The organism is Roseateles chitinivorans (genome assembly GCF_050632145.1).
In the GTDB taxonomy this organism is placed as follows: domain Bacteria; phylum Pseudomonadota; class Gammaproteobacteria; order Burkholderiales; family Burkholderiaceae_C; genus Roseateles; species Roseateles chitinivorans_B.
The window spans coordinates 682294-708887 of record NZ_CP192577.1 but is presented as its reverse complement, the minus strand read 5'-3'; the positions used below and the strand labels follow the sequence as shown (position 1 = coordinate 708887).

The 26594-nt window shown below is 69.0% G+C and carries 23 protein-coding genes; 9 read left to right on the top strand and 14 right to left on the bottom strand.

The genetic code is table 11. The annotated features are described in order from the left end of the window. Window positions 1-41: 41 nt before the first annotated feature. Window positions 42-404: a hypothetical protein gene (locus ACQ86G_RS03225; RefSeq protein ID WP_431259294.1), complete on the bottom strand. Its 363-nt coding sequence runs from the start codon at window positions 402-404 to the stop codon at window positions 42-44. A 719-nt stretch (window positions 405-1123) separates the two neighbouring features. Here ACQ86G_RS03225 and ACQ86G_RS03220 point away from each other — a divergent pair. From ACQ86G_RS03220 to fdhD, 4 genes are all read left to right on the top strand, one after another. Beyond that, entirely contained in the window at window positions 1124-2794 is a 1671-nt protein-coding gene (locus tag ACQ86G_RS03220) for an OFA family MFS transporter (RefSeq protein ID WP_431259293.1), read from the top strand. Between the two features lie 156 nt (window positions 2795-2950). Further along, on the top strand, window positions 2951-5308 hold the full coding sequence (locus tag ACQ86G_RS03215; protein WP_431259292.1) for an FdhF/YdeP family oxidoreductase: 2358 nt from the start codon (window positions 2951-2953) through the stop codon (window positions 5306-5308). Between the two features lie 10 nt (window positions 5309-5318). Beyond that, on the top strand, window positions 5319-5675 hold the full coding sequence (locus ACQ86G_RS03210) for a hypothetical protein (RefSeq protein ID WP_431259291.1): 357 nt from the start codon (window positions 5319-5321) through the stop codon (window positions 5673-5675). Window positions 5676-5695: 20 nt separating this feature from the next. Beyond that, window positions 5696-6580, top strand: a complete 885-nt coding sequence (gene fdhD, locus ACQ86G_RS03205) for a formate dehydrogenase accessory sulfurtransferase FdhD (RefSeq protein WP_431259290.1) — start codon at window positions 5696-5698, stop codon at window positions 6578-6580. A 161-nt stretch (window positions 6581-6741) separates the two neighbouring features. Here fdhD and ACQ86G_RS03200 read toward each other — a convergent pair whose 3' ends face one another. From ACQ86G_RS03200 to ACQ86G_RS03185, 4 genes are all read right to left on the bottom strand, one after another. Further along, window positions 6742-7233 (bottom strand): hypothetical protein, encoded by a 492-nt coding sequence (locus ACQ86G_RS03200; RefSeq protein WP_431259289.1) that lies wholly within the window; start codon window positions 7231-7233, stop codon window positions 6742-6744. 141 nt (window positions 7234-7374) lie between these two features. Next, the gene (locus tag ACQ86G_RS03195; RefSeq protein ID WP_431259288.1) at window positions 7375-8529 is read right to left on the bottom strand and encodes an ABC transporter permease; all 1155 of its coding nucleotides are present in this window, start codon (window positions 8527-8529) and stop codon (window positions 7375-7377) included. After that, complete coding sequence (locus ACQ86G_RS03190; RefSeq protein WP_431259287.1) at window positions 8526-9467, bottom strand: ABC transporter ATP-binding protein; 942 nt, start codon at window positions 9465-9467, stop codon at window positions 8526-8528. Before ACQ86G_RS03190 ends, ACQ86G_RS03195 begins: the two co-directional genes overlap by 4 nt. Continuing rightward, window positions 9464-10516 carry an HlyD family secretion protein gene (locus ACQ86G_RS03185; RefSeq protein ID WP_431259286.1) on the bottom strand — a complete coding sequence of 351 codons (1053 nt, stop codon included), beginning with the start codon at window positions 10514-10516 and terminating at the stop codon, window positions 9464-9466. The genes ACQ86G_RS03190 and ACQ86G_RS03185 overlap by 4 nt, the downstream gene beginning before the upstream one ends. Window positions 10517-10756: 240 nt before the next feature. Here ACQ86G_RS03185 and ACQ86G_RS03180 point away from each other — a divergent pair, with 240 nt between their 5' ends. Beyond that, entirely contained in the window at window positions 10757-11458 is a 702-nt protein-coding gene (locus ACQ86G_RS03180; protein ID WP_431259285.1) for an SDR family oxidoreductase, read from the top strand. On the opposite strand, the gene ACQ86G_RS03175 is transcribed toward ACQ86G_RS03180, so the two are convergent. The 6 genes from ACQ86G_RS03175 to ACQ86G_RS03150 all read right to left on the bottom strand — a co-directional run bounded on the left by ACQ86G_RS03175 (window position 11409) and on the right by ACQ86G_RS03150 (window position 18939). Then, window positions 11409-13976: a hypothetical protein gene (locus ACQ86G_RS03175; RefSeq protein ID WP_431259284.1), complete on the bottom strand. Its 2568-nt coding sequence runs from the start codon at window positions 13974-13976 to the stop codon at window positions 11409-11411. The genes ACQ86G_RS03180 and ACQ86G_RS03175 overlap by 50 nt on opposite strands. A gap of 771 nt (window positions 13977-14747) precedes the next feature. After that, window positions 14748-14897, bottom strand: a complete 150-nt coding sequence (locus ACQ86G_RS03170; protein ID WP_431259283.1) for a hypothetical protein — start codon at window positions 14895-14897, stop codon at window positions 14748-14750. Beyond that, window positions 14894-15658: a hypothetical protein gene (locus tag ACQ86G_RS03165; RefSeq protein WP_431259282.1), complete on the bottom strand. Its 765-nt coding sequence runs from the start codon at window positions 15656-15658 to the stop codon at window positions 14894-14896. Before ACQ86G_RS03165 ends, ACQ86G_RS03170 begins: the two co-directional genes overlap by 4 nt. Window positions 15659-15871: 213 nt before the next feature. Then, window positions 15872-17200, bottom strand: coding sequence for a TRAP transporter large permease (locus tag ACQ86G_RS03160; protein WP_431259281.1), 1329 nt, complete (start codon window positions 17198-17200; stop codon window positions 15872-15874). Continuing rightward, on the bottom strand, window positions 17197-17838 hold the full coding sequence (locus ACQ86G_RS03155) for a TRAP transporter small permease (protein WP_431261321.1): 642 nt from the start codon (window positions 17836-17838) through the stop codon (window positions 17197-17199). The genes ACQ86G_RS03160 and ACQ86G_RS03155 overlap by 4 nt, the downstream gene beginning before the upstream one ends. A gap of 78 nt (window positions 17839-17916) precedes the next feature. Next, window positions 17917-18939, bottom strand: a complete 1023-nt coding sequence (locus ACQ86G_RS03150) for a TRAP transporter substrate-binding protein (RefSeq protein ID WP_431259280.1) — start codon at window positions 18937-18939, stop codon at window positions 17917-17919. 180 nt (window positions 18940-19119) lie between these two features. Between ACQ86G_RS03150 and ACQ86G_RS03145 the strand changes: the two genes are divergently transcribed. Together ACQ86G_RS03145 and ACQ86G_RS03140 are read left to right on the top strand one after the other, a co-directional pair. Further along, entirely contained in the window at window positions 19120-21129 is a 2010-nt protein-coding gene (locus tag ACQ86G_RS03145) for a sensor histidine kinase (protein WP_431259279.1), read from the top strand. Then, the gene (locus ACQ86G_RS03140; protein ID WP_431259278.1) at window positions 21126-21755 is read left to right on the top strand and encodes a response regulator transcription factor; all 630 of its coding nucleotides are present in this window, start codon (window positions 21126-21128) and stop codon (window positions 21753-21755) included. Before ACQ86G_RS03145 ends, ACQ86G_RS03140 begins: the two co-directional genes overlap by 4 nt. 190 nt (window positions 21756-21945) lie before the next feature. Here the strand turns inward: ACQ86G_RS03140 and ACQ86G_RS03135 are convergent, their stop codons facing one another. From ACQ86G_RS03135 to ACQ86G_RS03125, 3 genes are read right to left on the bottom strand one after another with little or no spacing between them, the layout of a single operon-like run. Further along, window positions 21946-23172 carry a beta-ketoacyl-[acyl-carrier-protein] synthase family protein gene (locus tag ACQ86G_RS03135; protein ID WP_431259277.1) on the bottom strand — a complete coding sequence of 409 codons (1227 nt, stop codon included), beginning with the start codon at window positions 23170-23172 and terminating at the stop codon, window positions 21946-21948. Window positions 23173-23186: 14 nt separating this feature from the next. Then, complete coding sequence (locus tag ACQ86G_RS03130; RefSeq protein ID WP_431259276.1) at window positions 23187-23462, bottom strand: acyl carrier protein; 276 nt, start codon at window positions 23460-23462, stop codon at window positions 23187-23189. Further along, window positions 23446-24360 (bottom strand): alpha/beta hydrolase, encoded by a 915-nt coding sequence (locus tag ACQ86G_RS03125; protein WP_431259275.1) that lies wholly within the window; start codon window positions 24358-24360, stop codon window positions 23446-23448. The genes ACQ86G_RS03130 and ACQ86G_RS03125 overlap by 17 nt, the downstream gene beginning before the upstream one ends. 135 nt (window positions 24361-24495) lie before the next feature. On the opposite strand from ACQ86G_RS03125, the gene ACQ86G_RS03120 reads away from it, so the two are divergent. Together ACQ86G_RS03120 and ACQ86G_RS03115 are read left to right on the top strand one after the other, a co-directional pair. Next, complete coding sequence (locus tag ACQ86G_RS03120; protein ID WP_431259274.1) at window positions 24496-25185, top strand: response regulator; 690 nt, start codon at window positions 24496-24498, stop codon at window positions 25183-25185. Between the two features lie 7 nt (window positions 25186-25192). Beyond that, window positions 25193-26590 carry a sensor histidine kinase gene (locus ACQ86G_RS03115; protein WP_431259273.1) on the top strand — a complete coding sequence of 466 codons (1398 nt, stop codon included), beginning with the start codon at window positions 25193-25195 and terminating at the stop codon, window positions 26588-26590. Window positions 26591-26594: the final 4 nt, after the last annotated feature.

The following is a 26594-nucleotide window of genomic DNA, read 5'->3' as shown; positions in this document are numbered from 1 at the left end:
GGGAGAGGCTAGGGCCGGGCGTGGCGGTGCGGCATCACCGATCAGTTGCGGTCGGCGCGGGGAGCCGGCGTGCCGGCGCTGGTCGGTTCGGCCGGCAGCGGGTCTTGCGTGGCCGGCTGCTGGTTCTGCCACTGGTCGGTGGACGAGGGCTGGGTCTGCTGCGACTGCGCTTCAGGCGTGGTCTGTTCCTGCTGCGTGGTGGCCTGGTTCGACTGGTCGGCCGGCGTCATGCTCTGGTCGGCGGGCGCCTGCTGTTCAGTCTGGGTGGCGGGGTACTGTTCCTGGGTCGCCTGCGTCTGGGTCGACTCGGTCGAGTTTTCGACCTGCGCATACGCCAGACCCAGCACGCTGGCGAAGGCGGTCAGGGCAACGGCACCGGTCACGAGGGATTTGGTCGCGTTCATTAGGTCTCTCCTTTGGGCTTGAGGGGCCGATCGGTGGAGATCGGTTAGGACCAACTTTGGACCGTGGACGGGGAGTCGAACGTGGGTTGAGGTCGCGAGGGTTTGTAGGACAAACGGCAGGTTTCAACCCGATACATCCACGTGTTCATCGGGGCAAACGGCGATCCCTCGCCCAAGAAAAACCGGACGGCCCTGGGGGCGGTCCGGTGAAGAAGGCGCTGATGGACGCCTTCGGAGACAGGAAACCTCCGAACAATAGGCATTCACCCCGATCGCATAAATGCTGCGCCGCGCAACGCACCGTTGTGGGGGCCTCAACAATCGTCCCTGGTGCCCGCGCCTCCCCGTACTTCCTGGCGGTGTCACCTGCGTCAGGGGTGTTGTGCGCTCATCGCCCAAATGATCCACGCCACATTCGGTTACCGCTAGGCCTTGCATAGACGCCGGCTGTCGGTTTCGTGCGATAGATGTCCGCTCGCTATGTGTGGTTGTCAATGGATGTCAATGACTTGCGTCAAGATCGCGCCGCCGCGAGCGTTCTGCCCCAACTTTTTCAGCCCGTCACCAGAAACTGTTTTCGTAACGGGTTCTTGATGCCGAAAGGGACGGGGACGTCGGAACACGGGACGCGGCCGAACGGTGCCGTTTGAGGGTTCGTTGCCGTTCGTCATCAGCGGGCCGCGTCGCGGCCGCCTTTCTTTTGTGTTTGAGGAGGACCCATGTCTACTGTGCTGACCGATCAGGGCGGCGGATCCGCCGGCTCGAGCTGGCTGGACAAGGAGCGCACCATCGCCGCTCCCGGTTTCAACCGCTGGCTGGTGCCGCCGAGCGCGCTCGCCATCCACCTGTGCATCGGGATGGCCTACGGCTTCTCGGTGTTCTGGCTGCCGCTGTCCAAGATGCTGCAGACCGCCGGCACCGGCGCCGCATGCGGCAAGGACGTGGGCTTCCTGGCTCAGCTGTTCACCACCGGCTGCGACTGGACGGTGCTGACGCTGGGCACCATCTACATGCTGTTCTTCCTGTTCCTGGGCTGCTCCGCGGCCATCTGGGGCGGTTGGCTGGAACGCGCCGGTCCCCGCAAGGCCGGTCTGGTCTCGGCCGTGTGCTGGTGCGGCGGCATGCTGATCTCCGCCTTCGGCATCCACACCCACCAGTTCTGGCTGATGGTGCTGGGCTCCGGCGTCATCGGCGGCATCGGCCTGGGCCTGGGCTACATCTCGCCCGTGTCGACGCTGATCAAGTGGTTCCCTGACCGTCGCGGCATGGCCACCGGCATGGCCATCATGGGCTTCGGCGGCGGCGCGATGATCGGTTCGCCGCTGGCCGTCGAGCTGATGAAGCACTTCGCCACCCCGACCGACGCCGGCGTGATGCAGACCTTCGTCGTGATGGCGGTGGTGTACTTCGTGTTCATGGTCGCCGGAGCGCTGGGCTACCGCGTACCGCCGACCGGCTGGAAGCCGGAAGGCTGGACCCCGCCGGCCGTCCAGGCCAGCAACACCATGATCACGCAGCGCCACGTGCACGTGAAGAAGGTCTGGGGCATCCCGCAGTTCTGGCTGGTGTGGATCGTGCTGTGCATGAACGTGACCGCCGGCATCGGCGTGATCGGCATGGCCAGCCCGATGCTGCAGGAGATCTTCGGCGGCTCGCTGATCGGCGTCGAAGCCAAGTTCGCCGAGCTGGACAAGACCCAGCTGGCCGCGATCGCCGGCATCGCCGGCGGCTTCACCGCGCTGCTGAGCCTGTTCAACATCGGTGGACGTTTCGTCTGGGCCTCGCTGTCCGACAAGCTCGGTCGCAAGCTGACCTACACGGTGTTCTTCGTGCTGGGCGGCCTGCTGTACGCCAGCCTGCCGAGCAGCGCCGCGGCGGGCCACAAGCTGGCCTTCGTGGCGGCGGTGTGCGTGATCCTGTCGATGTACGGCGGCGGCTTCGCCACCGTGCCGGCCTACCTGGGCGACCTGTTCGGCACCCAGTTCGTCGGCGCCATCCACGGCCGCCTGCTGACCGCCTGGGCCACCGCCGGCATCCTGGGCCCGTTCATCGTGAACGGCATGCGCGACTACCAGCTGGGCCTGGGCATCCCGCGCGAGCAGGTCTACAACCAGACGATGTACATCCTGGTGGGCATGCTGGTCATCGGCCTGATCGCCAACCTGGTCATCCGTCCGGTCGCCGACAAGCACTTCATGACCGACGCCGAACTGGCCGTCGAGAAGAAGCTGGCCCATGAGAAGGCCGCCGCCGCCGAAGTGGGCAGCGGCCCGGGCGCCGGCCGCGCCACGCCGACCTTCCTGGTCGCGCTGGCCTGGCTGGCCGTGGGCATCCCGCTGGCCTGGGGCATCTACCGCACGTTGCTGAGCGCGTCGAAGTTCTTCAGCTGAGCTTGCGCGCAAGACCCGCCGGCAGCGCGCAAGCGTCTGACCGGCTAGCATGACCCTCGCCCCGGCGGCCGTCCACGACGACCACGGGGCGACTCTGTTTCAAGACCTCGCGTTGGGCGAGGGGCGGACAGGGCACAACGATTTTTGGAGGACTCGATGAGCGAGCAGAAGATCCACTTCTACAAGGGCCCGGCGGGCGGTTGGGGCGCACTGAAGAGCGTTGCCAAGCACCTGCAGGCGCAGGGCGTCGCGGTGAAGGGGGCCAAGACGCTGCTGTCGGCCAACCAGCCGGACGGCTTCGACTGCCCCGGCTGCGCCTGGCCCGACCGGGATCACCGCTCGACCTTCGAGTTCTGCGAGAACGGCGCCAAGGCGATCGCCGCCGAGGCGACCGCGCACCGCGCCACGGCCAGCGTGCTGGGCGGACACACCGTCAGCGAGCTGGCCGAGTGGTCCGACTTCGACCTCGAGAACATGGGGCGCATCACCGAGCCGCTGGTCTACGACCGCGCCACGGACCGCTACACGCCGATCGCCTGGGACGACGCCTTCGAGCTGATCGCCGCGCGCTTGAACGCGCTGAAGGATCCCAACGAGGCGATGTTCTACACCTCGGGCCGCGCCAGCAACGAGGCCGCGTTCCTGTACCAGCTGTTCGTGCGCGAGTTCGGCACCAACAACTTCCCCGACTGCTCGAACATGTGTCACGAGCCCAGCGGCCAGGGCCTGAAGCCGACCATCGGCATCGGCAAGGGCACGGTGACGCTGCACGACTTCGAGAAGGCGGACGCAATTTTCATCTTCGGCCAGAACCCGGGCACCAACCACCCGCGCATGCTGGGCGAGCTGCGCGAAGCCTCCAAGCGCGGCTGCAAGATCGTCAGCTTCAACCCGCTGCGCGAGCGCGGCCTGGAGCGCTTCGCCGACCCGCAGGACAAGATGGAGATGGCGACGCTGGGCAGCACGCCCATCTCGACCAACTACTTCCAGCTGCGCATCGGCGGCGACATGGCCGTCATGAAGGCGCTGTGCAAGCGCGTCTTCGAGCTGGACGACGCGGCGGTCGCCGCCGGCGGCGAGCGCGTGCTGGACCTGGGCTTCATCGCCGAGCACACCAACGGCTTCGAGGACTTCGAAGCCAGCATCCGCGCCGAGACCTGGGAAGCGCTGGAGGCCGAATCCGGCCTGTCGCAGGAGCAGCTGTGCGCTGCCGGCGACCTGTACGCGCAGGCCAAGCGCGTGATCATCTGCTGGGGCATGGGCATCACCCAGCACCAGCACTCGGTCGCGACGATCCAGCACATCGCCGCGCTGCTGATGCTGCGCGGCAACCTGGGCCGCGAAGGCGCGGGCGCCTGCCCGGTGCGCGGCCACTCCAACGTGCAGGGCGACCGCACGATGGGCATCTACGAGAAGCCGCCCAAGTCTCTGCTGGACCGCTTGGGCCAGGTGTTCGGCTTCGAGCCGCCGCGCGAGAACGGCTACGGCACCGTCGAGGCCATCCAGGCGATGCTCGACGGCAAGGGCAAGGTGTTCTTCGCACTGGGCGGCAACTTCGCCTCGGCGACGCCCGACACCATCGCGACCTGGAAGGCGCTGCGCAACACCGACCTGACCGTCCACGTGACGACCAAGTTCAACCGCAGCCACACCATCCACGGCAAGGAGGCGCTGGTGCTGCCGTGCCTGGGCCGCACCGAGATCGACATGCAGGCCGCCGGCCCGCAGGGCGTGACCGTCGAGGACTCGATGAGCATGGTGCACATCTCCAGCGGCATGAACGCGCCGGCGTCGGAGCACCTGCTGTCCGAGCCGATGATCGTGGCGCGCCTCGCGGCCGCGACCTTGAAGGGCCGCTCGAAGACGCCGTGGCTGTGGCTGGTGGAGGACTACTCGCGCATCCGCGACAAGATCGAGGAGGTCTTCGACGACTTCGCGGGCTTCAACGAGAAGATCAAGACCCCGGGCGGCTTCCGGCTGCGCAACACCGCGTCGGAGCGTGTCTGGAACACGCCGACCGGCAAGGCCAACTTCATCACCTACCAGCTGCCGACGGACACGCCGCTGCATCAGGCGCGCGCGCGGATGCGCGACCAGAAGACGGTGGTGTTCAACCTGGCGACGGTGCGATCGCACGACCAGTACAACACGACGATCTACGGCATGGACGACCGCTACCGCGGCGTCTGGGGCCATCGCCGCGTGGTGTTCATCCACAAGGACGACCTGCGCGAGATCGGCATGAAGGCCGGCCAGTGGGTCGACATCACCAGCGTCTACAGCGACGGCGACACGCGTCGCGCCGAGAAGTTCGTGCTGATCGAGTACGACATCCCGCGCGGCTGCCTGGCAAGCTACTTCCCGGAGACCAATTCGCTGGTGCCGTTGAGCAGCGTGTCCATCGGCGCGGGGACGCCGACGTCCAAGTCCATTCCCGTGGTGCTGACGCTGCGCGAGCAGGACGCGCCGCTGCCGCAGGACCAGGCCCGCTCGGTGGCCGGGGTGGCCGCCTGAGGCACGCCGGATGAACCGCGCCGACGCGCCTGCCGCCGACGTCCGCGACGCGCCTGACCGTGGGGTCGGGGAGGCAGTCGAGGACGACGGCGACATGGCCGCGCAGGCGCGTTTCGCCCTGGAGACGCTGGCGGAGCTGGACGGCGGCAACGGCGTCTCGCTGCCGCGGCTGGCCAAGCGCACCGGCCTGCGCGTCAGCGTGCTGCTGCGGCTCTACACGCTGATGAGCGACGCGCGCGTCGGAGACGCGCAGGGACCCGGGTGGGTGCGCCTGCACGTGGATGAAGATGGCCGCTGGATCGCGCGCATCACGCCGGCGGGTCGCGGCGACAGCGCCGACGACGGGCCGGCACAGACCACGACATGAGCGGCATCCCGAGCACGTCCATGAGCGCTTCCCTGGGTCACACCATCAACGGCGCCGACAGCGACGCTGTGGGCGACGCGTGCGCATTGCCCGACGATGACGACGCGCCGCTGCCTTCCGCGCTGGTCGCGGTGCGGCCGGAGCGGCTCGGCGCCACGCGCGCGGCGGACGAGGAGTTCGTCGCCGAGGAGGTGCCGATCGCGCTCGAATACAACGGGCTCTCGCACGCCGTGATGCTGGCGACGCCGCTGGACCTGGAGGATTTCGCGCTCGGCTTCTCGCTGACCGAAGGACTGCTGGGGTCGCCGGCCGATCTGCTCGACGTGGAAGTGCGCGCGCGGCCCAATGGCGTCGCGCTGCAGTTGCGCGTCACGGCGCGTTGTGAATCGCTGCTGAAGGAGCGTCGCCGCAGCATGGCGGGCCGCACCGGCTGCGGCCTCTGCGGCACGGACAACCTCGATCAGGTCTTCCGCGTGCCGGGTCGACCGGTGCCGCCGTTGCCCGCAGGGCTCGCCGACGCTGCCACCCTCGTGCCGGCGCTGTCGCGCGCGATGCGCGAGCTCGCCGCAGCGCAGCCGCTGCAACAACGCACCGGTGGCATCCACGCAGCCGCCTGGTGTCGCCCGGACGGCGAAGTGGTCCTTGCGCGCGAGGACGTCGGCCGCCACAACGCACTCGACAAGCTGATCGGCGCCATGGCCAAGGCCGGCATCGACGCCTCGCAAGGCTTCGCCGCCGTCACCAGCCGGGCGAGCTTCGAGATGGTCCAGAAAGCCGCCATCGCTGGCATGCCGATGCTCGCCGCCGTGAGTGCGCCCACGCACCTGGCGATCCGCACGGCGCAGTCATGCGGACTGAGGCTCGCAGGATTCGTCCGCGACGGCCGAGCGACGCTCTACGCCTGAAGCATCCGGACGACCGCCCACCTGCGTCGTTCAGGGCGCTGGCCGCCATTGCAGGGGGCCACAGGCGGCAAGCGCCTGAACCCCCAGCAATGCCGTCCACCACCGCCGTCGTACTCCCCAGGTTTTGCGACCGAGGACCTCGGGGCTTGCGGTCACGGACTTCAGAACTTGCAGCCCATGCCGAGCTGCGCGGTGATGTCGATCTGCGACGAGCCGTCCCCCTTGCGACTGAGCTTCGACGGCATGCGGAATCGCGCGGCACATTCCGTGGCATCGAGGCCGAGACCGCGCAGCATCTGCTTCGGCCCCGACATGCCGATGCTCACCGCATGGTGCGCACGCCTGGGCGGCGGACCGATGGGCGCGCCCTCGCGCGGAAGCTCGACGACCTGGATGTCGAGACCGCGGCTCAGCATCACGTTGGATCGCGCGCCGTCGACACCGGCCGCCGGCGACGTCTGGAGTCGCGCCCGCAACGCGGCGAGCGACGCCTGCAGCGCCAGCGGCCGTCGGGCCGGTTCGTTGGACTCGGCCGGCGCGACCGCTTCCAGCGTCATCGCTGGCGTCACCGCCGGCGCCGATGCCGGAGGTGCCGGATCCGCGGCCGACGGCGCCGCCGCGGCAACGCCCGCGATCCCGAACGTCGCGGCCACGCCGACGATCCTTCGCCAACTCCTCCTTGAGGGGTGTCCCATGTGGTCCTCCGAACTCCAACCCGCGAGCGCTCACGGTGCGCGCGGGTGCTGAAGCGCGGCTGAAGCCAGGATCAGGACTTTCCCCGTGGGCATGGGGGATCAGTCCAGCGTCTGCCTGTATCTGAGCAGCGCGATCGTTCCTGCGATCAGCAGGAAGACCACCATCGGCCAGAGTTCGGGCAGGACCTGCGGGAACGAATTCCCCTTGAGCATGATCCCGCGCACGATGCGCAGGAAGTGCGTCAGCGGCAGCGCCTCGCCGATGAGCTGCGCCCAGCGCGGCATGCCGCGGAACGGGAACATGAACCCCGACAGCAGCATCGACGGCAGGAAGAAGAAGAACGTCGCCTGCAGTGCCTGCAACTGGTTCTTCGCCAGGGTGGAGAAGGTGAAGCCGACCGCCAGGTTCGCCAGCATGAACACGCCGATCATGGCCATCAGCAGCAGGAAGCTGCCCGCCATCGGGATCTGGAACAGCAGCGCCGCCGCCAGCAGGATCACGCCCAGCTGCACGTAGCCCAGCACGATGTAGGGCAGGATCTTGCCGATCATCACCTCCAGCGGGCGCACCGGCGTCGCGAGCAGGTTCTCCATCGTGCCGCGCTCGCGTTCGCGGGTCATCGCCAGGCCGGTCAGCATCACCATCGTCATCGTCAGGATGGTGCCGATGAGACCCGGCACGATGTTGTAGCGGGACAGCCCCTCGGGGTTGTAGCGGCGATGGACGCGCCATTCGAAGGGCGAGGTCGGCGCCGCGCCGCCGTCCGGACGTGCCGCGCCGACGAGGTCGCGTCGCAGCGCCTGCGCGCCGAGTTGCGCGAGCGCCGCCAGCGCGTTGCTCGATGCCGAGGGGTCCGTCGCATCGACGCTCACCAGCACCGCCGGCTGCTCGCCGCGGACGACGCGGCGGCTGAAGTCGGGCGGGATCACGATCAGGAACTGCACCTCGCCATCCTCGACCAGCCGGTCGCCGTCGTGCTCGGACGCGGGCCGGGCCTGGACGCGGAAATAGCCGCTCTGCTCGAGCGCCGCGACGAGACTGCGCGCCATCGGTCCGCGGTCCTGCGTGACGACCGCCGTCGGCAGTCCCTTCGGATCGGTGTTGATCGCATAGCCGAAAAGCAGCAGCTGCAGGATCGGCACGCCCACCGCCATCGCGAAGGTCGGCCGGTCGCGCAGCATCTGCTGGACCTCCTTGATGAAGATCGCCAGCACCCGCGCGAGGCTGAAGCGGCGGGGGCGTCCCGAACTCATCGTGCGGCCTCGAAGTTGTCGGGCGTCTTGCTGATCAGGCTGATGAAGACATCCTCGAGGTTGGCTTCGGCGCGCGCCCACCGCAGGCCGTCACCGGCGCGATGCGGCGCGATGGTCCGTTCCAGCGCGGCCTCGTCCTGGCCGGCGACGTGCAGGCTGTTGCCGAACGCGGCGACGTTGAGCACGCCGTCCGCGCCGTTGAGCGAGGACGAGAGTTCGGCCAGACGCTTCGGGTCGTCCGCATGCAAGGCCCAGACGGTGAGCCCGGCCTGATCGATGATCTCGCGCTGCGTGCCGCGCGCGAGCAGCTTGCCATAGGCGATGTAGGCGAGTTCATGGCAGCGCTCGGCCTCGTCCATGTAGTGCGTCGAGACCAGCACGGTGATGCCGTCCGCCGCCAGGCGGTGGATCTCGTCCCAGAAGTCGCGTCGCGCTTTCGGATCGACGCCCGCGGTGGGTTCGTCGAGCAGCAGCAGCTTCGGGTCGTGCAGCAGGCAGGCGGCCAGCGCCAGCCGCTGTTTCCATCCGCCGGACAGCGCGCCGGCCAGTTGCGCCGCCCGCGTTTTCAGCCCGAGCCGGTCCAGCGCTTCGTCGACGCGGCGCGGACGGTTGTCGAGCTCGAAGAGTCGCGCGATGAAGTCGAGGTTCTGCCGGATCGAGAGGTCCTCGTACAGGCCGAAGCGTTGCGTCATGTAGCCGACCTGGCGCTTGATCTCCCCAGCGTGCTGGCGCATGTCGAGGCCGAGGCAGGTGCCTTCGCCCTCGTCGGGTGTCAGCAGGCCGCAGAGCATCCGGATCGTCGTCGTCTTGCCGCTGCCGTTCGGGCCGAGGAAGCCGCAGATGCGGCCGCGTCCGAGTCGCAGGTCGACGTGGTCGACGACGATCCGCTGGCCGTAGCGCTTGGTGAGGCCGCGGACGTCGATGGCGAGTTCGCTCATGGACGTCCCGACGACGAGGTGGTTGAGGGGACGGGGGCGCGTGGGGCGGATGAGGTGGAAGAGGTGGAAGAGGTGGAAGAGGCGACCGCCACGGGCCGGACCTCCAGCGGCTGGCCGGGATGCAGCCGGAGCGCCTGCGCCGGATCGGGCCGCGCTTCGACAAGGAACACCAGCCGTGAGCGCTGGCTGTTGGAATAGATCACCGGCGGCGTGTACTCCGGCTGCGGCGAGATGTAGCTGATGCGCGCCGCGATCGGTGCGCCGCAACCGTCGCAACTGAGCTGGACGTTCTGCCCCGGGCGCAGCGAGGCGAGTTCCGGCTCCGGCACGTAGAAGCGCGCCTTGCGCTGCGCCGGCGGCAGCAGCGACACCACCGGCTGCCCGGCGTTCACGTATTCGCCGACGCGGTAGAAGGTGTCGTCGACGAGGCCGGCCGCCGGCGCGCTCTGGCGCGTCTGCGACTCGCGCCACTGCTGCTGGGCGAGCGCCGCCGACGCCGCTTCTGTGTTGGCGCGCGCGGCGGCCTGCTGGTCGTTGCGAGCCGGCAGTTCCGCCACGCGCAGGGAGGACTCCAGCTCACGCACCCGTTGGCGCGCTTGCGCCGCCGCTGCGCGCGCGTCGTCCAACCGGGATGCGGAGATGAAGCCCTGTCCGATCAATTGCTGCTGCCGCGCGAGATCGGCCTCCGCCAGTGCCGATTGCGAACGGGCCTGCGCCAGCTGTGCGCGGCTCATCGCGATCTCGTCGGGGCGGCGACCCTTGGCGATGTCCGCCTGCTCGGCCTTTGCCGCCGCCAGCCGCGCGCCGGCCTCGGCGCGCGCGGCGCTCACCGGCGTGCCGTCGATGCTGAAGAGCGCAACGCCCGCGTTCACGGTGTCGCCGCGCTGGACCTGGAGTTCGACGAGCTGTCCCGCGACCGGCGCCGCCACGTAGACCGGATCGCCCTCGGCGTAGCCGGACCAGGCCGGTGGGGGCGGGTCACCGCAGGCGCTCAGCAGCGCGACGGGGATCAGGGCGAGCTGACACAGGCAACGCGGCATCTTCGGCATCGACGCGATCTCCGGCGACGGGGTGAGAAGGATTATTGCCCCGGGCCCGCCCTCGCCCCCGAGTAGCGCGGTCGACGTGCCGGCGGCGGGCGCGTGGCGACAGCCCCTCCGCCACCAGGGGCAAGACCGGTGCCCCGCAGCGTTTTGATGACGGTCGACATTACATTATTGATGTCGATCGACATTTAAAAACTTCCCTTCCCCTTCCGATCCTTCTCCACCGCATTCAAGGACACCACCATGGATTTCAAGAACACCGTCGCTTTCGTCACCGGCGCCAACCGCGGCCTGGGCAAGAGTTTCGTCAAGGCGCTGCAGGCTGCCGGCGTGAAGAAGATCTACGCCGCCGCCCGCGACCCGTCGACGATCGACCTGCCTGGCGTCGTGCCGGTGACGTTGGACGTGACGAAGCCGGAGCAGATCGAGGCGGCCGTGCGCGCCGCCGGTGACGTCACGCTGCTGATCAACAACGCGGGCATCACGCGCGGTTCGCCGCTGCTGGGCGACAAGGCACTGGCGGCCTTGCGCGACGAGTTCGAGACCAACGTCGTCGGCCCGCTCGAGCTCACGCGCGCCTTCGCGCCGGTGCTGAAGGCACAGGGCGGCGGCGCGGTGGTGAACGTGCTGTCGGTGTTGAGCTGGCTCAACCTGACGGGCGCGGCCACCTACAGCGTGTCGAAGGCGGCCACCTGGTCCGTGACCAACGGCCTGCGGCAGGAGCTGAAGGGGCAGGGCACCGCGGTGCTCGGCCTGCACGTGGGCTTCATGGACACGGACATGACCGCCGGCCTGGACGCGCCGAAGGCCGATCCGTTGGCCGTCGCGCAGCAGGTGCTGGACGCGCTCGCCGCCGGTCGCGACGAGGTCTACGCCGACGAGCTGACGCGCAGCGTCAAGGCCGGCCTGTCGGCTGAGCAGGGCAGTTACCGAGGCGGCGTCTGAGGTCCGGCCGGCTGCTGCCGGCGTTGACCCATCGCAGCCTTGACGGGCATGAAGGCCTGCGGACCTTCGTGGCCATCACGGCCATCACGGCCAGGCGCGCAGCAGCCAGTCGTTCAGTGTCTTGACGCGGTCCGGATCGGCGCCGAGCGTGCCCGCCTTCCACACCGCGTACTGCAGCTTCTGCTCCGCCGTGCTGCGGTAGTCCGTGGACGCCATGATGTAGACGCCGGGTGACTTGAGCGTCAGCGGCTGCTTGGCCACGTCGAGGCAGAACGAGAAGCCGGCGGTGGGCTTCGGCTTCGCCGAGGTCCATGTTGTTCGGATCGCACCGGCGCCAGATGGCGGGATCGGTGACCGTGTAGAGCTGGTTGAACTGCTTGAACGCGCCGTTGAGCAACTTCAGCGTCAGCCCGGCCTGCAGCTTGTCGAGGCGGCGGAACGGCGAGGACTGCGTCGCCTGCGTGGAGACGGCCTCCATGAAGTTGATCGGGTTCAGGTGCTTGACCACCGCCGCCTTGCTGAAGCGTCCGCGGTTGTTGATGATCGAGCGCGTGTCCGTCGGCACCCACAGCGGGATGTTGTTGTTGACGAACTGCGCCGACTTGATGCGCGCCTGCAGCAGGCGGATGTCGCTCATCAGCGCGGCGGTGGACTGGGCCGGCGTGGCGTCGCCCAGCGTCTGCGACAGCAGCGAGTCGAAGCCGGTCAGATAGGGCCAGTCCACCGAGTAGTTCACCCAGTCGCTCTGCGCGCCCGGGTTGAGCGTGACCTGCATCTGGTACCAGGCATTGGTGCGCGTGTAGGAGCCGAGCTTGTTGCCGGTCTCCCAGGCGAGCAGCCACTCGCGGGTGATCTTGCCCGTCGCGTCGGTGTCGGACTGGTACACCATGTGCGGCGCCAGGAAGAAGGCGCTGACCGTGTTGAACGGCCAGCCGCGCTTCTCGCCGCGTCCGGCCCAGGTCTTGGCCGTGGCGTCGTAGTCGCCGATGAACCAGCGCTGGTCGCCTTCCATGCCGTAGCGCTGCGCCCATTCCCACTGCTGGACGAGGTTCCATTGCAGCGTGCTGCCGACGACGCGTTCGATGAAGGCGTTGGTCGTGAAGGCGGCGGGCTCCGTGGCGATGCGCGTCGGCGAGGCGAGCTTCTGCAGCTGCGCGGCGCCGACCTGTGAGCCGTAGAGGCCGGTCTTGGCCAGGTGGTTGCCGCGGCCGCCGCCGAGGAAGGCATACAGCTCGAAGCCGGACGGCTTGAGCAGGCTCTGGATCTCGTTGCGCTGCTGCGGGGTCAGATGGCTCCAGTCGCCGAAGGTGGCGGAGCGGTGCGACTCCAGCCAGGCGGTGATCTTCCTGGACGTGGCCAGCGGGTCGAGGCGCCGGTTGTCCGCGGTGAAGGTCGCGCCCTTCTCGAACGAGCCGGCCGCGTCGGCGCCCGTGGGCCAGATGTCCAGCGGATGCATCGCCGGCAGGTAAGAGTTCCAGTCCGGGAACTGGATCGGCAGCGGGACCTCGCGGGTGTTGAGGGTCGCGTTGGCGTCCATCACCTTGTCGACGTCGGCCTGCGTCAGCGCGAGCGCCGAGCCGTCGAGCGGCTTGCCGAACAGGGCCTTGACCGCGTCGCTCGGCGAATCGAGGACGGCGTCCAGGCCGGCGCCGGCGGCCCATTCGGTCACCGGCTTGCTGTCGAGCCCGGCGCCCGGCTGGTACGGCGGATTCCACGGCGCGGCCTGCGCGACGTGCGCCATGTCGCGCAGCGCATAGCGCAGGTAGGCGGCGATCTGTCCGCCTTGGGTGTCGGTCAGGCCGTGGAAGCGCGAGCGCTGCACGATCGAGTTGTTGGAGTAGTTGAAGTACTGCAGGTCGCGGCCGTCCGAGGCGTGGCAGGACGCGCAGGCCGCGCGGATCTGGCGCTTCACCAGCGTCGACTTCAGCAGCGTGTTCTCGGCCTTCCACAGCTTCTCGCCGGCGGCGACGGCGGCGGTCAGCGTGCGGCCGGCCACCTTCTCGGCGTTGATGTCGGTGCGTTGCACCGCATTGGTCGCCAGGCTCCGGCCTTGCGCGTTGCGCAACTGCAGGTCGATGACGCGGTAGCCGTTGGACTCGCCATCGCTGCCGTTGAAGCGGAACTGCACGAGGTTCACGCCGCTGACCAGCCGCGCGCGGGTGGCCGCGTCCAGCGTCAGCGTCATGCGGGCGGTGTAGAGGCCGCCGCCGCGCTTCAGGCCGCCCTGCACGCGTTCGGCATCGGCCAGGACCATCGTGGCGTCGGTGATGTCGACCCAGGGGATGGCGCCGGCGTTGGCGGCCGACGTGCCGCCGAGGATGCGCAGGCTCGCCTTGACGGCCGCGGGCGCCTCGCTGGTCGCCTCGTGTTCAGGAGGACCGAAGAAGCTGCAACGATGGCAGCGCAGCCACAGCTCGGTGGCCGCGCTGGTGCCGTTGGCGTCGAGCGTCAGGTTCGCCGTGGCGATCGTCGGGGCGCTCGGCAGGCCGGCGCCCAGCACTTCCAGCGGCAGTTGCAATGCCGTCGAGGCGGTCGGGCCGCTCGATTGGGGTGGGACCGGTGCCGGTGCCGGTGCTGGTGCTGGTGCTGGTGCTGGTGCTGGTGCTGGTGCTGGTGCTGGTGCTGGTGCCGGAGCCGGAGTTGGCGCCGGCGCCGGTGCGGGAGCAGGCGAGGGCGCGGCCGGTGTGCTGGTCGGAGGCGGTGCGGGGGCGCTGGCTCGGGATCGGCCGGCGCTGTCGGCAGCATCGGCGTGGACGGTGGCGGCGGGACTTCGGTGGTCGGATCGCCGTCCGTGCCCGTGCCCGTGCCCGTGCCACCCGATCCGGTGCCCGTGCCGCCGCCGGATCCCGGCGTCGTGGCGACCGGTGGGTTGGCTGCCGGCTTGGCGTCGTCGCTGTTGCCACCGCCGCAGGCGCTCAGCGCTGCGAGCAGGGCTGCGGCAAGCGCCGCCCGGCTCGAGGCGATGGCGGCTCGACGGAGCCGGTCGGCGGTGGTGGGACGGGGAGCGAGCGCCATGCGGATTCCTCTCGGCGCTGCGGCCGGCGTGATCGAGACCGACGCGCAGGTCGCGCGTCAAGGCAGCGGATTAAAGTGGTCCGCTACTGGTCGCGTCAATCGATCCGGCGCCTCTGAAATCGACCGTTACCCGTGTTGCGGAATTCGGCCAACGACGCACCACGGGCCTACCTCTTGTGAGGGAGGCGGAGCCCGCCGCGAGCAGGTAGCGGTGGCCGAGGGCGGTTGTGCGGCCTGCAGTCGAGCACGCCAGCGACGAATTTTCCCGAGAGCGTCAGCCGCCGGAGATTTCCGCGATGCAATCGGAGAGGCGCCGCGCGTTGGTTCGCGCCAGCGCCTCGGGCACGGTCGCCGGCAGCTGATCGCAATGGTCGCGAGCCGCCGTCGTCGTCACTGCGTGATCCGGGAACGGGTCGGACATCATGGCGTGGCCTTTTGGGGGCGCGGGACCGCGGGAGCCGGGAGATCCATGTCGCTGCGCCGGATGCCCAGCGTGGTCAGCGAATCGATGGGAAGGGCGCGACAGTCCGTCGGTGCGCGTGCGCACAGGTTCACCAGATGCCCGCCCGCGAGCGGTGTGCTTGCGTCAGCGAAGATGAACAACCCGGCAGCATTGGGCTGCCTGAAGGACAGCGCTTCGATGATGACCGCCTTGTCGATGGCCGGCAGGCGAGCATGAAGGATGTCGACCATGCGCAGTCCATCGGGCGCCCAGGACCCTGTGACGGGGTCGAACGTCCCGTGCAATGCCAGCACGGTGGGCGTCTTTCCGGGCGTCGGGACCAGCGTCAAGCTTCTGCCGGACAGCGCTGCCATGGCGCAGGCGGAGAAGCAGACCCCGGCCGCGAAAACGTCCAGGGAACCGAGGTGCGCTGAGAAACGGCGCTCGGGGCCATGGGTCCCGCCCGGAATGTCGATCAGCCACAACTGGCTGACCTCCGGGTGCGCGGCCAGCGCCAGAAGCGCCTCGTCGACCGTGCGTCCCGAGAGCAGGGTGCCCTGGATCACCATCCGACCTTCGGCAACGCGCACCGCGCCCGCCCGGTAGAAATCTGGGATGGTGTTCGACGCGGAGGCCGCATCGGACGCGGCGGCCGGGGCCGATGTCTGTGCTCGCGTTTGAGATGCGTGCAGCAGGGCGGCCAGCATCAGGCACGGGATCAGAAGGGGCGATGTGATACGCATGGCGCGCATTCCGATTGCGTTGGACTTGGGCCGTTCGACAAGGGGCGTCGCCATCAAGTGCGGTCTTCCCCCTCTGCTCCCGAACTCTTTTGGTCATGGTATTGGCATCCCGCGTGTGGCGAATGTCAATTGAGATGCAGTGAGCCTTGGAATGAAAAAAGCCCCGCGGCGCGAATGCGCCAGCGGGGCTTCGAGAGGCGTGCGGGCTTGTCGTCAGCCGACCAGGCCCAAGGCCCTCGGCAACGCCAGCGACAGCGTCGGCCAGTAGGTGACGACCATCAGGAAGCCCAGCATCGTGAGCAGCCACGGCCACACGGCGACGGTGAGCTCGGTGATCCCCATCTTCGTGATCCCCGACGCGACGTAGAGGTTCAAGCCCACCGGCGGATGGCAGAGGCCCACCTCCATGTTCACCGCCATCAGGATGCCCAGGTGCACCGGATCGACGCCGAGCTTGGCCGCCACCGGGAACAGGATGGGCGCCATGATCAGAACGATCGCGGCGGGGTCCATGAAGTTGCCCGCGCCCAGCAGGATCAGGTTGACCAGCAGCAGGAAGACGAACAGTCCGAAGCCCTGCGCCGACATCCACGCGGCCATCGTCTGCGGGATCTGTTCCGAGGCCATCAGGAAGCTGAACAGCACCGCGTTGGTGATGATGTACAGCAGCATCGAGCTCATCGCCGCGGCCTTCAGCAGGACCTTGGGCACGTCCTTCAGGCCCATGTCCTTGTAGACGAAGACCGAGATGATGAAGGCGTACACCGCCGCCACGGCGGCCGCTTCGGTGGGCGTGAACTTGCCGCTGTAGATGCCGCCGATGACGACGACGATCAGCATCAGGCCCCAGAAGCTGTCGCGGAAGGCCTTGAAGCGTTCGCCCCAGGTGGCCTTGACCATGCGCGGGTAGTCGTACTTCTTGGCGCGGTACCAGGTCGTGATGCCCAGCAGCACCGACAGGCACACGCCCGGCACGACGCCGGCCATGAACAGCTGGCCGACGGAGGCGGTGCCGACGACCTCGCCGTGCGGGCCCGTCGCCGACATGCCGGCCGTGGCGATGGAGAACATCACCAGGTTGATCGACGGCGGGAACAGGATGCCCAGCGCGCCGGATGTCGTGATCACCCCGGCCCCGAACTGCTTCGGATACCCCTGCTTGGTCATCGCCGGCAGGATGATGGAGCCGACCGCGACCACCGTCGCCACCGACGAGCCCGAGATCGCCGCGAACATCGCGCAGGCCAGCACGCCGGCCAGGCCGAGGCCGCCGTACCAGTGGCCGATCATGGTCGTGGCGAAGTGGATGATCCGCCTCGCCACCCCGCCATGCGTCAGGAAGTTGCCCGCCAGGATGAAGAACGGGACGGCCATGATCTCGAACTTCTCGATGCCGGTGAACAGCTTGAGCGCGACCGATTCGATCGGCACGTTCGTCATCGTGAAGAGGTAGGTCAGGACCGTCAGGCCCAGCGAGATCGAGATCGGCATGCCGGTGAGCATCAGCACCACCAGCAGCGAGAAGATGATCAGCGTGTTCATGCGCGGTCTCCCTTCGAAGCTTCCTCGGCGGTCTTCACCGAGCCCACCGCGGCGACGTCGTCCTCGATGCCTTCGACATGACCGTGGTCCGCGTGCGGCGCTTCACCGGTGCGGATGAAGGTCCAGCACACCTGCAGGAAGCGGAAGCACATCAGGTAGGAGCCCAGCGGCACGCAGGAGTAGGCGATCCAGGTCGGGATCTCCAGGTCCGGCGAGGTCGGACCTTCGAACAGGTCGGGGTTCTCGATGCCGAAGGCATGCGTGAACGCGTAGTGCGCGCCGTTCTCCCACACGAAGGTCGCGCCCAGCGTGCCCACCGTGGCGGTGAAGACCGCGCCGGCCAGCAGGCTGAAGATCACCAGGTACTTCGCGTGCTCGGGCTTGAGCTTGCGCACGACCACGTCGACCCCGACGTGGGTCCCGGCGCGCACGCCGTAGGCGGCGCCGAACTTGGCCATCCACACGAACATGTAGATGCACAGCTCCTGCGCCCAGCTCACGTCGATGCGGATGACGTAGTCCTGCACCGCCGGCACGCCGGCCAGGAAGCGGTGCAGCACGGCCATCGCGATCACCAGCGTCGCGGCGCCCATGAGGAACGCGATCAGCGTTTCCTCGAGTCGGTCCAGCCACTTCAATGACATGGCGGTCTCCTTCAGGCAAAGAAAAGCCGCGCCGCCGAAGCAGGGCGCGGCTGAGGAAGGGCGGTGAGCGGCTTACTTCGTCGGAGGCACGAAGCCGGCGGCCTTGTAAGCGGCCTCAACCGTGCCCTTGCCCACGCGCGACTCCATCTCCTTGTGGACCGGCATCAGCGCCAGCTTCCACTCGTTCACTTCCGCCGGCGTCAGCGTGTAGATGGTCGTCTTGCCGCTGGCCTTGATCTTCTCGAAGGCCTGCTGGTTCTCGGTCTGCGCGATCGCGTTGGCGTAGGTCGTCGCGTCCTTGACGCTGCTGTCGACCACGGCCTTCAGATCGGCCGGCAGGCCGTCGTAGAACTTCTTGTTGATGATCAGCGCGTAGGCCAGGTGGCCGTGGTTGCTGATCGTCGTGTGCTTCTGCACCTCGTAGGTCTTCTGCGTGTAGAAGTTGGACGGCACGCCCTCGGTGCCGTCGACCACGCCGGACTGCAGCGCCTGGTACAGCTCGGAGAAGGCCATCACCTGCGGGATCGCGCCCAGCGCGCGCATCTGCGCGTCCAGCACCTTGGAGGACTGGATCCGCATCTTCAGGCCCTTGAAGTCCGCCACGTGGTGCAGCGGCTTGTTGGCGCTCATGATGTGGAAGCCGTTGTCCCAGAAGGCCAGGCCCTTGATGCCCTTGGGCTCGAGCTTCTTGAACAGCTCCATGCCCAGCGTGTTGGTCGTGTTGCGGAACGACGCGTCGTCCTTGAACAGGAAGGGCAGGTCGAAGACCTCGAATTCCTTGACGCCCAGCGGACCGAACTTGGCCAGCGACGGGGCCAGCATCTGGACCGAGCCGAGCTGCAGCGCCTCGAGCTCTTCCTTGTCCTTGTAGAGCTGGCTGTTCGGGTAGACCTCGACCTTCAGCTTGCCCTTGCTGCGCTCTTCGACGAGCTCCTTGAAGCGCTGCGCGCCCTTGCCCTTGGGGGTGTCGGGGGCGACGACGTGGCTCAGCTTGATGACGATCGGCGCCTGGGCCAACGCGGTGGCGGCGGCGCCCAAACCGGCGATGGCGAGGGCGGCCGACAGCAGCAGGCGGCGGGGGAATTTGGCGGACATGCGGTCTCCTGGTGTTCTTCGGAATCCGCCGATCAGACGCAGTGACGAGCTGTCGCGGAATGTGGCGGATTGTGGAAATCCGGTTCCCGCGCCGCCAGTTGTGGACTTCCACATTGGGGAAACACGTATCCCGGGAGGCCCGTCGTGCGCTCTGCGCAGCGCAGCACCTAGACTGCCGCCATGGCCGCGTCCCGACGTCTCCTCCACCTGCTCAAGCGCGCGAGCTGGGCCCTGCCTGTGGTGCTCGCGCTGGCCTTTGCCGCGTCGGTGGGCGTGTGGCTGCGCTTGAGCGACATGCGCGACCTGGAGGAGGAACGGCTGACGCTGATCGCCGACTCGCTGTCGCTGGAGGCGCGCATCTCGGACTGGCTCAATGCGGAGCATGCGGCGGTGGACCGGCTCGCGCAGCAGCTGCCGGGGAACGTCGACGACCAGATGCTGCTGAACCATCGCGCGGTGGCCGAAGGGCTGCGGCGCCTGTGGGTCAGCGTGACCGTGCTCGACGCCAACAACCGCGTGATCGCGCATGTGCCGCAGCAGACGCCGCAGGCGCTGGCGCCGTCGCGGGAACGCAGCGGCGTGAGCCTCGACGAAGGCGGGCTGACCGCGCACTGGAGTTCGCCACGGCCGCAGGGCGGCCGGCTGGTCGTGCGCTTCGCGCCGAGCGCGCTGCTGCGGCAGACGCTGCCGTGGTGGCTCTCTCAGAAGTACGACGTGCGGCTGGTCGACGGACTGGGGCAGCGGCTCGCGCAGACCGGTGACGCGCTCGCGCTGCCCGACACGCAGAGCTACCGCGTCAGCGTCGATCCGGCGATGCGCGAGACCTGGCTGGAACTCAACACGCGCGTGCCGCACCGCCCGTGGTGGTACACGCTGGCGGCGGGGCTGATGGGCGTGTTCCTGCTGCTGTCGGCATTGGCCAGCGGAATGCTGCGCCGGCAGATGCGCGAGGTGCGGCGCGCCGAAGGCGAGGCGCGCACCGAAGCGGCCTGGCGCCGTGCGGTCGAGGACTCGCTGACGGTGGGCCTGCGCGGCCGCGACCTCGACGGCCGGCTGACGCATGTGAACCGCGCGTTCTGCGACCTGGTGGGCTACAGCGCCGAGGAACTGCTCGGCCAGTTGCCGCCGATGCCGTACTGGCTGCCGGACGAGATGGAGGACAGCCTGCGCCGCCACCAGCGCAACATGGCCGGCGGCGCGCCGCGCGAGGGTTACGAGGCGCGCTGGATGCATCGCGACGGCCACGAGCTGGACGTGATGATCTTCGAGGCGCCGCTGGTGGACGCGAACGGCGTGCAGATCGGCTGGATGGGCTCGATCGTCGACATCAGCGCGCGCAAGCAGAACGAGGAGCGCGACCGTCGCCGCACGGAAGCGCTGGCGCACCAGGCGCGGCTGAGCACGCTGGGCGAGGTGGCGTCGGCGCTGGCGCATCAGTTGAACCAGCCGCTGGCGGCGATCGCCGGCTACAACGCGGGGGCGCTGCGCTCGCTGGAGCGCGCCGGACAGACCGACGAGATCGTGATGGAGGCGCTGCGCCGTCTGGGCGAGCAGGCGCAGGAGGCCGGGCGCATCGTGCAGCGCATCCGCGCGTTCCTGACGCGCCGCGCGCCGCAGCCGGAACGCTGCGTGGTGCCGGAACTGGCGGCGCGGGTGCTGGCGCTGCTCAAGCGCGACCTGCGCGGCGTGCTCGTCGAGGTGACGATGCCTCCGGGCCTGCCGGATGTGCAGGCCGATGCGGTGCTCATCGAGCAGGTGCTGATCAACCTGGTCCGCAACGCGCTCGACGAATTGCACGGCAAGCCGGGATCGCAGGTGCGCATCGCCGCCCAACGTGTCGGCGAGCGTTTCGTGCGCGTGGATGTGGATGACAACGGCCCCGGCCTGCAAGGACGCGGCATCGATCAGCTGACGACGGCGTTCTACTCGACGAAGTCGGAAGGCATGGGCATGGGACTGGCGATCTGCCGCTCCGTGATCGAGGCGCACCATGGCGGCATGGAAGCCGGCGCGAGTGCGCTCGGCGGCGCGAGGATCAGCTTCACGCTGCCGCTGTGCCCGGGGCAGGGCGCGTGCGACGGCAGCGAGCCGGGAACGAGTGCCGGTATCGGTATCGGTATCGGCATTGGCAACGGCGGCAGCAGCGGTAGCGGTAGCGGCATCGGACAACACAAGGAGGGCGCGCGATGAGCGACCCACAGGCGACGGTCCACCTGGTGGACGACGAGGCGGCGGTGCGCGATGCGCTGGCCTTCCTGATGCGCACGCACGGGCTGCGGGTGGAACCGCATGCGAGCGGCCCGGCGCTGTTCGAGGCGCTGGACCGCGCGATCGAGCCGCACGGTTGCATCGTGCTGGATGTGCGGATGGAACCGTTGTCCGGGCTGCAGGTGCATGACGAGCTGATCGCTCGCGGCGTGCCGCTGCCGGTGATCTTCCTGAGCGGCCACGGCGACATCCCGATGGCGGTGGACGCGATGCAGAAGGGGGCGCTGGACTTCGTTGAAAAGCCGTTCAACGACCAGGCGCTGGTCAACAAGGTGCAGCGCGCGATCGCGACGGACATCCACCGCTGGCGCGAGTCGCGCGCCCACGCGGACGTCGCCGGCAAGCTCGCCAGCCTGACCGACCGCGAACACGAGGTCGCGGTGCTGGTCGCGGCCGGCAAGCTCAACAAGCAGGTCGCCGACGAACTCGGCATCGCGATCCGCACGGTGGAGGTCCACCGCGCGAGGGCGTTCACGAAGCTGGGTCTGCGCTCCGCGGCGGAGCTGGCGACGATGCTGGAGCGGTTTGAGGTGAAGCGGAGTCCTTGATATGCGAATCAAGGGCGTAGCGTCGACGGGCTTCGGCGACAAGGCCCTGAACATGAGCAAGGTATCCGGAGTCGCCGGTTGACTCGGCGTCCAGAAGAATCGACTGAATTGCTGCCTCGTTGCTGAGGCGCTCGACGACGTCGTAGGTCAGTAGGAATTCGGACATGCGGCCAGCTTAGGCCGCATGTCTTCAAGCCGCACTGATCACAAGCGATACGTTGCTTCCGCCGAATGCAAAGGAATTGCTGACCATCCACTTGGATGAGTCAAACGCTCGCGGCTCGCGGATCACGTCGGCGATTTCCTCGAGTTCGCTCTTGCCGATGTGCGCGCTCGGCGGGAGTTCCCCGCGACGCATCGCCTGGACGCAGGCGACCAGCTCCAGCGCGCCGCCGGCACCGATCAGGTGACCGTGCAGCGCCTTGGTCGCGCTGACCGGCACGCCGCGCACACCGAAGACGCGAGACAGCGATTCGGCCTCGACCGTGTCGCCGACGTCCGTCGCCGTGCCGTGCGCATTCACGTAGCCGACCTGCGAGGCCTCGATGCCCGCGTCGGCCAGCGCGGCGCGCAGCGCGCGCTCCTGGCCGTCGGCGTCGGGCCGCGACAGGTGCACCGCGTCGACGCTATGTCCATAACCGGCCAGCACGGCAAGCGCCGACGCGCCGCGTGCGCGGGCGTGGCTCTCCGTCTCCAGCACCAGCGCCGCCGCGCCCTCGCCCAGCACCAGGCCCTTGCGCGCATCGTCGAACGGCCGGCAGCTGCGCGACGGATCTTCCGGATCCGCTGGTGCCATCACGCCCATCGCCTGCCACGCGGCCACCGAGCCCGGGTTCAGCATCGCCTCCGAGCCCCCGACCAGCGCCACGTCCGCGCGGCCCTGGCGCAGCAGCATCAGCGCCTCGCCGATCGCCTGCGCCGACGAGGCGCAGGCGTTCGAGATCGTCAGCATCGCCGCCTTCAGCCCGTACTTCATCGCCAGGTGCGATGCGGCCGAGTTGCTCATCACCCGCACCACCGTGTACGGATGGATGCGCGGCGTCTCCTTCGTCAGGTGCTCGCCGTAGGACTGCTGCAGCGCGTTCGAGCCGCCCAGCCCCGTGCCCCAGGCCACCGCCGAGCGCTCCGGCGTCGCGGACGTCGCCGGCAGGCCGGACTGCGTCCAGGCCTCGCGCGCCGCGTGCAGCGCCATCAGGCTGTGACGGTCGTGCAGGTTGCGCTGGGCCGGCGGCATGTCCTGTCCCAGCGGCAGCGTCACCGCCGCCGCCGCGAACGGCACCACGCCGCGTGTCGGTTCCCCCGGCTGCAGCGTGATCCCCGACCGCCCCTGCGCCAGCGCCTCCGCCAGCGAGTCCGCGTCCGGGCCGAGCGCGCTGCACGCGCCGATGCCGGTGATCCATACCGCTTCCGGGCTCATGCCGGCACCGGCGCTCAGGCGGCGACGGCCGCGGGCGTGCCGCCGGCGTCGGCCTTGGCAGCCAGCTGCGAATCCACGATCGCGGCCAGGCCGACGATGGTCGGCTGCTTCATCGCGGTGTCGTGGTCGATCTCGATGTGGAACTTGTCCTCCACCGCGAACATGAAGTCGACCAGCATCAGCGAGTCCAGCCCCAGTTCGGCGAAGGTGACGTCGTTCTTCAGTTCGTCGTCGGTCATGCCCAGCTCGTGGCAGGCGAGTTGACGGAGTTGGTCAAGCGTGTTGCTCATGGCGGAGGTCCTCGGTCGTGGTCAAAGGGGAAACGGAACGGTCGGGTGTCTCGACGGGCACCAGCCGCTCCAGGAACTGGCGCGCCGCCTGCGTGACGGCGCCGCGCTCGTTGTCCAGGGTCAGCATGTGATAGCTGTGGTGGAACCAGTGCACCTCCGGCGTCGTGGCCAGGTGGCGCTGCAGGTCCAGCACGGAGCGCGGACCGCTGACGTCGTCCTCGCTCGCATGCAGGACGACGGCGGGGGCGTCGATCTCATGCAGCCGGCGGCGCACGAGGCGGATCATTCGCGATGCCTGGTACAGCGAGGCGGCGGGCAGCCGGTCCGCGCCGGCCGCGGACACGTGGCTCGAATTCATCGCCTGCGCGACCCATTCGCGCAGCCGTTCGTTCTTGATGCCGTAAGGCGGCGTCTCGCGGAAGGCGAGCCACTGGCGCAGCGGCGGCACGTAGGCCAGCGGCAGCAGCCGGCGCCACGGGGAAACATTCCAGCCGTCGAAGTGCAGGCTGGTGGACAGCAGCATCAAGGCCGCCGCCGGGCGCTTCAGCGCGAGGGCCAGCGCCAGGACCGAGCCCATCGACAGGCCGCCGACGGCCACGCGGGCGTGCTTCGCGGCGAGTGCGTCGAAGTGCGCGGCGGCCATCTCGACCCACTGCTCGAACGGCGGGACCGGCGGGCGGCGGGGCTTGTCGGCGACCGGCGCGCCGGCGGCAGGAGGCACCACGCCGTAGCCGTCCAGCGCGGGCGCCTCCACGACATAGCCGGCGTCGCGCAGGGCGCGGGCCAGCGGCATCATCTCCAGCGGGTTGGCGCACAGGCCGTGCAGGAGCAGCACGGCGGGGCGCGGATCCTTGCGGAACGGCTGTGAGGGAAGGTCGAGGTGGGCGGTGTTCGGCATGGACGGCAGTCTGTCCAAGCTCGCTGTTGCGGACTTGACAACAACCTGTCCGGAACCTGTCAACGCCGTTGCCCTCAGGTTTCTGACAGGTGACGGATTGGCCCCTGCAAGGGTCTAGGCTTATGCTGACGCTCCATGCGAATCCTCCTGGTCGAAGACGATGAGTTCCTGGCGGAGTCCACCGCCCGGGCGCTGCGCTCGCAGTCCTGGGTCGTGGACGTCAGCGCCCGCGGCGAGCCCGTGCCGCTGTCCTTGCGCGAGGACCGTTACGACCTGCTCATCCTGGACATCGGGCTGGCCGGCATCGACGGCTTCGAGACGCTGCGGCGCGTGCGCGCGCAGGGCAGCACGACGCCGGTGCTGCTGCTGACGGCGCGGGACGCCGTCGAGGACCGCGTGCGCGGCCTGGAAGGCGGCGCCGACGACTACCTGGTCAAGCCCTTCGCGCTGAGCGAGCTGATCGCCCGGGCGCGCGCGCTGGTGCGTCGCAGCCAAGCCCGCACGGGCAATGAATTGAGACTCTCGTCGCTGCGGATGGACATGGAGGCGCGCCGCGCCTACATCGCCGAGGAGCCGCTGGCGCTCTCGGCCCGTGAATGGGATGTGCTGGGTTTCCTGCTGGCGCGTGCCGGCAAGGTGGTCGCCAAGGAGCAGATCGCCTCGGCCAGCAACGGCTGGGAGCAGGGCGTCAGCGACAACGCGATCGAGGTCTGCGTCTCGCGCCTGCGCGCCAAGATCGAGCCTGCCGGCCTGCAGCTGCGCACCGTGCGCGGCCTGGGCTACCTGCTGGAAGAGATGCCGTCCGCGCCGGCGGCCAAGGCCTGACCGGGGCATGACCGGGTCGTTCCCTGGCGGCGGCCGCCGGACCTTCAGCCTCAAGCAGCGGCTGCTGATCTGGCTGATGGTGCCGGTCCTGGTGGCGGTGCCCGCGGCCGGGATCGTGCTGTACCGCGTCATGCACGACACGGCGATCTCGTGGCTGGATCAGGCGCTCGGGGATACCGCGCTCGCGGTGGCGAGCCTGCTGCGCGAGCGCGACGGCCAGGTCGTCGTCGACGTGTCGGGACCGACCGACCGCGCGCTGCGTTTCGACCGCACCGACCGCGTCTATTACCTGGTGCTGGATCCGGCGGGCGAGGTGCTGCTCGGCGACGCGCAGCTCGCGCGGCTGAAGCTGCCCAAGCGCAAGCCCAACGAATGGTTCTTCACGCTGGCGACGCTGGACGGCGAATCGCTGCGGGCCGCGGCGCTCGGCGCCACCTGCGGCGCCCGGCATGTCTGCCAGATCCTCGTGGCCGAGACCTTGAACAAGCGCGACGCGCTGCAGCAGCAGCTGGTCGTCGTCGTCGGCCTGCTGATCGGCGGCATGGCCGTGCTGCTGACTGCCGCGGGCTGGTGGGCGACGTACCGCGGCCTTCGACCGTTGTCGCAGCTGAGCGCGGCGCTCGAGGAACGCGACCTCGCGCGCCTGGAGCCGCTGCAGCCCGACGTGCCGGGGGAGTTGCGGCCGTTGATCGCGGCGTTCAACCGGCTGTTCGAACGGCTGCGCCGGGCGTCCTCGGCGCAGCAGGACTTCCTGGCCAATGCGGCGCATCAGCTGCGCACGCCGCTGACCTCGCTGCGGACCGAGATCGACCTCGCGCTGCTGGAGCCGCACGATCCCCAGATGGAGCCGGTGCTCAAGCGTCTGCAGGGATCGGTGGATCGCAGCGCGCGGCTGGCGACGCAGATGCTGTCGATCGCGCGCGCCGAGGCCGAGCCCGGCGGGCGCGAACAGCCGGTGGACCTGCGGGACATCGCCGCGCAGGTGGCGGAGGACTGGGTGCCGCGCGCGCTGCAGGCCGGCGCGGACATCGAGTTCGAGCTGGAGAGTGCGCCGATGCTGGGTCAGAGTTTCCTGTTGCGCGAGCTGCTGTCCAACGTGCTGCACAACAGCCTGAACTACGCCGGCCCGAATCCGCGCATCACGGTGCGCACCGGCAGCGAGGGCGACTGGTCGCGCATGGAAGTCGAGGACAACGGCCCCGGCATCCCGCCGCAGGACCGCGAACGCGCGCTGCGCCGCTTCGAGCGCGGCAGCGAATCCAAGGGAACGGGCAGCGGCCTGGGCCTGGCGATCGCGCTGGACATCGCGCAGCGGCACCGCGGGAAGCTGGAGCTGCTCGATGCGACCCAGGGTCAGGGCTTGCGGGTGCGGTTGAGCGTGCCGAGGCAGCAGATCGCGGCTTGATCGA